The 3,124-nt window shown below is 36.5% G+C and carries 5 protein-coding genes; all 5 read right to left on the reverse strand.

The window, feature by feature from the left end; all coding sequences use genetic code 11:
* On the reverse strand, nt 1-390 hold a 390-nt coding region (locus CI949_RS19210), incomplete at its 3' end, for a methylmalonyl-CoA mutase family protein (protein WP_290769396.1).
* Nucleotides 377-949 carry a 2-oxoacid:acceptor oxidoreductase family protein gene (locus tag CI949_RS19215; protein WP_290769398.1) on the reverse strand — a complete coding sequence of 191 codons (573 nt, stop codon included), beginning with the start codon at nt 947-949 and terminating at the stop codon, nt 377-379. The genes CI949_RS19215 and CI949_RS19210, both read right to left, overlap by 14 nt.
* Nucleotides 949-1,773, reverse strand: a complete 825-nt coding sequence (locus tag CI949_RS19220; protein WP_134059506.1) for a thiamine pyrophosphate-dependent enzyme — start codon at nt 1,771-1,773, stop codon at nt 949-951. The genes CI949_RS19215 and CI949_RS19220 overlap by 1 nt, the downstream gene beginning before the upstream one ends.
* Nucleotides 1,773-2,933, reverse strand: coding sequence for a 2-oxoacid:acceptor oxidoreductase subunit alpha (locus CI949_RS19225; protein WP_134059504.1), 1,161 nt, complete (start codon nt 2,931-2,933; stop codon nt 1,773-1,775). Before CI949_RS19225 ends, CI949_RS19220 begins: the two co-directional genes overlap by 1 nt.
* Nucleotides 2,923-3,124: 4Fe-4S binding protein (locus CI949_RS19230; RefSeq protein WP_290769405.1), on the reverse strand; the 202-nt coding region annotated here is incomplete at its 5' end. The genes CI949_RS19225 and CI949_RS19230, both read right to left, overlap by 11 nt.

Genomic DNA, 3,124 nt, shown 5'->3' on the forward strand with positions numbered 1-3,124 from the left:
AATTTGGGTTGGGAGATCAAAAGCCACGCTCAGTCCTGTTTGTCCTTGATCTAAAAGATATTTAAAACGCTGATTTGTTTCTTCAGCTGTTCCATAACCCGAATACTGCCTCATTGTCCAAAGACGAGAGCGATACATTGTTGGATAAACTCCTCGAGTATAAGGAAATTCACCCGGAAATGAAATATCTTTTTGATAATCAATATTTTTTAAATCTAAAGGAGTATATAATGCTTTTACTTCTTTATCTGAATCAAATGAAAATTTATCTTTTCTTAAACCAAAACGGTCAACAGTTTTTTGATATTTGTTTTCTTTCCAATTTTTTTCTGCTTTTTTTAAGTCAGATAACTTATTCTGGTTCTGTTTATCATTTTTATATTCTCCCATAAGCATAACTCCTTTTATCTAGTTTTAATTGAAAACCAAGTTCAAAGGCCTCCATATTATCATCAACTGTTTGTGGTGGAACTTTCTCTATGATTGCTTTTTTGATAAATTCTACAGGTATTTTTTTTTGAATTATTTTAGCAATTATTCCTAATACAACCATATTAGCTGAAATTTCTTTTCCAATTTTATTTGCTGCCAGATCTAAAATATTAAGCTGATAAAGATTATTTTTTAGTTTATCTTTTAATTTTGTTGTATCAATTCTGCTGTCAGCAATTATAACACCATAATTTTTTAAATCTTCTCCATACTGATTAAAAGCTTCCTGAGTTAAGCAAACTAAAAAATCAGGTTTTATAACTTTAGGGAAATCAATCTGATCTTCATCAAAAACAACTTCAGCTCTGCTTGCACCTCCACGTGATTCAGGTCCATAGGATTGGCTCTGGCTTACATTTAAATCATCAACCATAACACCTGATTCTGCTAGAATTATTCCAGCTAAAATCATTCCCTGACCACCGGCGCCGCTTAATCTGATTTCATATCTGCTCATTAGAAAGCCTCCTCTTTTTTTAATTTCTTTATAATTTTTTGGTAAGACTCTGTATATTCGCTTTCAGGATTTTCAACTTCTTTTAAAATTCCAAGAGGATATTTCCCCTGTTTTTCTTCAAAGCTAAGTTCCTGCCACTTTTTAAAGCTAACTGTATCTTCCTGCTGTTTTTTAAGCATTTCTACAGCATCACCAGCCTTATTCTGGCGGCCATAGCTGACTGGACATTGAGAAAAGCTTTCTACAAAAGAAAACCCCTTGTGTTTTAAAGCAGCTAGATATATTTTTTTTAGCTGTCTTGGATCATGTGTTGCTCCTCTCGCTATAAACCCCCCTCCCGCTCCTTCTACCAATTTTGCCAGATCAAAATTTTGATCTATATTACCATAAGGGGCTGTAGTGGCTTGGTCACCGGTAGGAGTCATCGGAGAAAACTGTCCTCCTGTCATACCATAGATTTGATTATTAAATAAAATTACAGTCAGATCAATGTTTCGACGGGCAGCATGAATCAGGTGATTTCCCCCAATCGCTGAGCCATCTCCATCTCCAGTCATCACAACTACATTTAATCCTGGATTTGCCATTTTTACACCTGCAGCAAAAGCAATTGCTCTACCGTGTGTCGTGTGCAGTGTATCAAAATTTAGATACCCGGTTGCCCTACCTGAACAGCCAATACCTGAAATTACAACTGTTTTATCCTGATCTAAACCACTTTCAGCAAAAGCTCTAATAAATGAGTTTAAAATCGTTCCATGACCACAACCAGGACACCAGATATGGGGAAGTTTATCGATTCTTAAATATTTTTCAAAATCCATTATAATACCTCCTCCAGCAGTGCCCTAATTTCTTCAGGTCTAATTAAATCTCCCGCATAAGAGTTTATTCCAATAACTTTAGCTCTGCCGGCAGCAGCTTTTTTAACTTCTCTAATCAGCTGTCCCTGATTAAGCTCAGGAACAATAATTGTATCTACCTGAGCTGCAAGCTCTGCAACCGCTTCTTCTGCAAAGGGCCAGATAGTCTGAAGTTTAAACCAACCGGCTTTAAGATTATCTTTGCGGGCTGTATTAACCGTACTTATTGCAGCCCTGGCAGCTGAACCATAACTTAAAACAGCGGCATTGTCATCACTTCTAATATTTTTTTCATAAAAAATTATTTGATCTAGATTATTATGGAGCTTATTATGCAAACGGTCCTGCATGAATTTAGCAGTTTCTTTTTTACCATCTGGAAAACCACTTTGATCATGAAAAAGTCCACTGGTATGGTACTTGAAACCACTACCATAATCAGCCATTGGAGGTATTAAATCATCTGTTAATTGATAGGGTAAAAATTGATCTGAATTTTGATTTGATTCGGGCTTTTTTCGATTATATATTTCAATTTCTTCTTTACTTTTTAAATGAATTTTCTCTCTTAAATGTCCAATTACTTCATCCAAAAGCAAAACTACCGGCTGCCTAAATTTTTCACTTAAATTTACGGCTTTAATTGTTAATTCATAACTTTCTGCAACCGAAGATGGAGCAAGTGCAATTATTTCTTGATCACCATTTCTTCCCCAACGAGTCTGCATTACATCACCTTGAGAAGGAGCTGTTGGCAGTCCAGTTGAGGGTCCAACCCGCTGCACATTTACCACAACTACTGGCACTTCAATCATCGTTGCAAAACCCAAGTTTTCTTGTTTTAAAGCAAAACCAGGTCCACTGGTAGCAGTAATAGCCTTTTTGCCAGCCAACGAAGCGCCAATTACCGCTGCCATACCAGCTATTTCATCTTCCATCTGCAAGAATTTCCCACCAATTTGGGGAAGCTCTCTAGCAAATCCTTCTGCTATTTCAGAGGCAGGAGTAATTGGATAACCAGCAAAAAATTCAACTCCTGCTGCCAGAGCTCCTTCCACAACAGCTTGATTTCCTTGGGTAAGTACAGCACTTTTTTTAGGTTTAAATATTTTAGTTTTCATCTTGAGTCACCACCTTCAGTACAAAGTCAGGACAAATTAACTCACAGTTTTGACAGCCAATACACTTCTCTAAGTCATCAATTTTTACTCTATCCCTGCCTTTAATCAAAACATTGGTCGGGCAGACAGAAATACAAATTCCACAATTTTTACACCAGTCAGCATTTTCTAACTTTACCCTATCACCTCTG

The sequence above is a fragment of the Halanaerobium sp. genome, assembly GCF_003070835.1.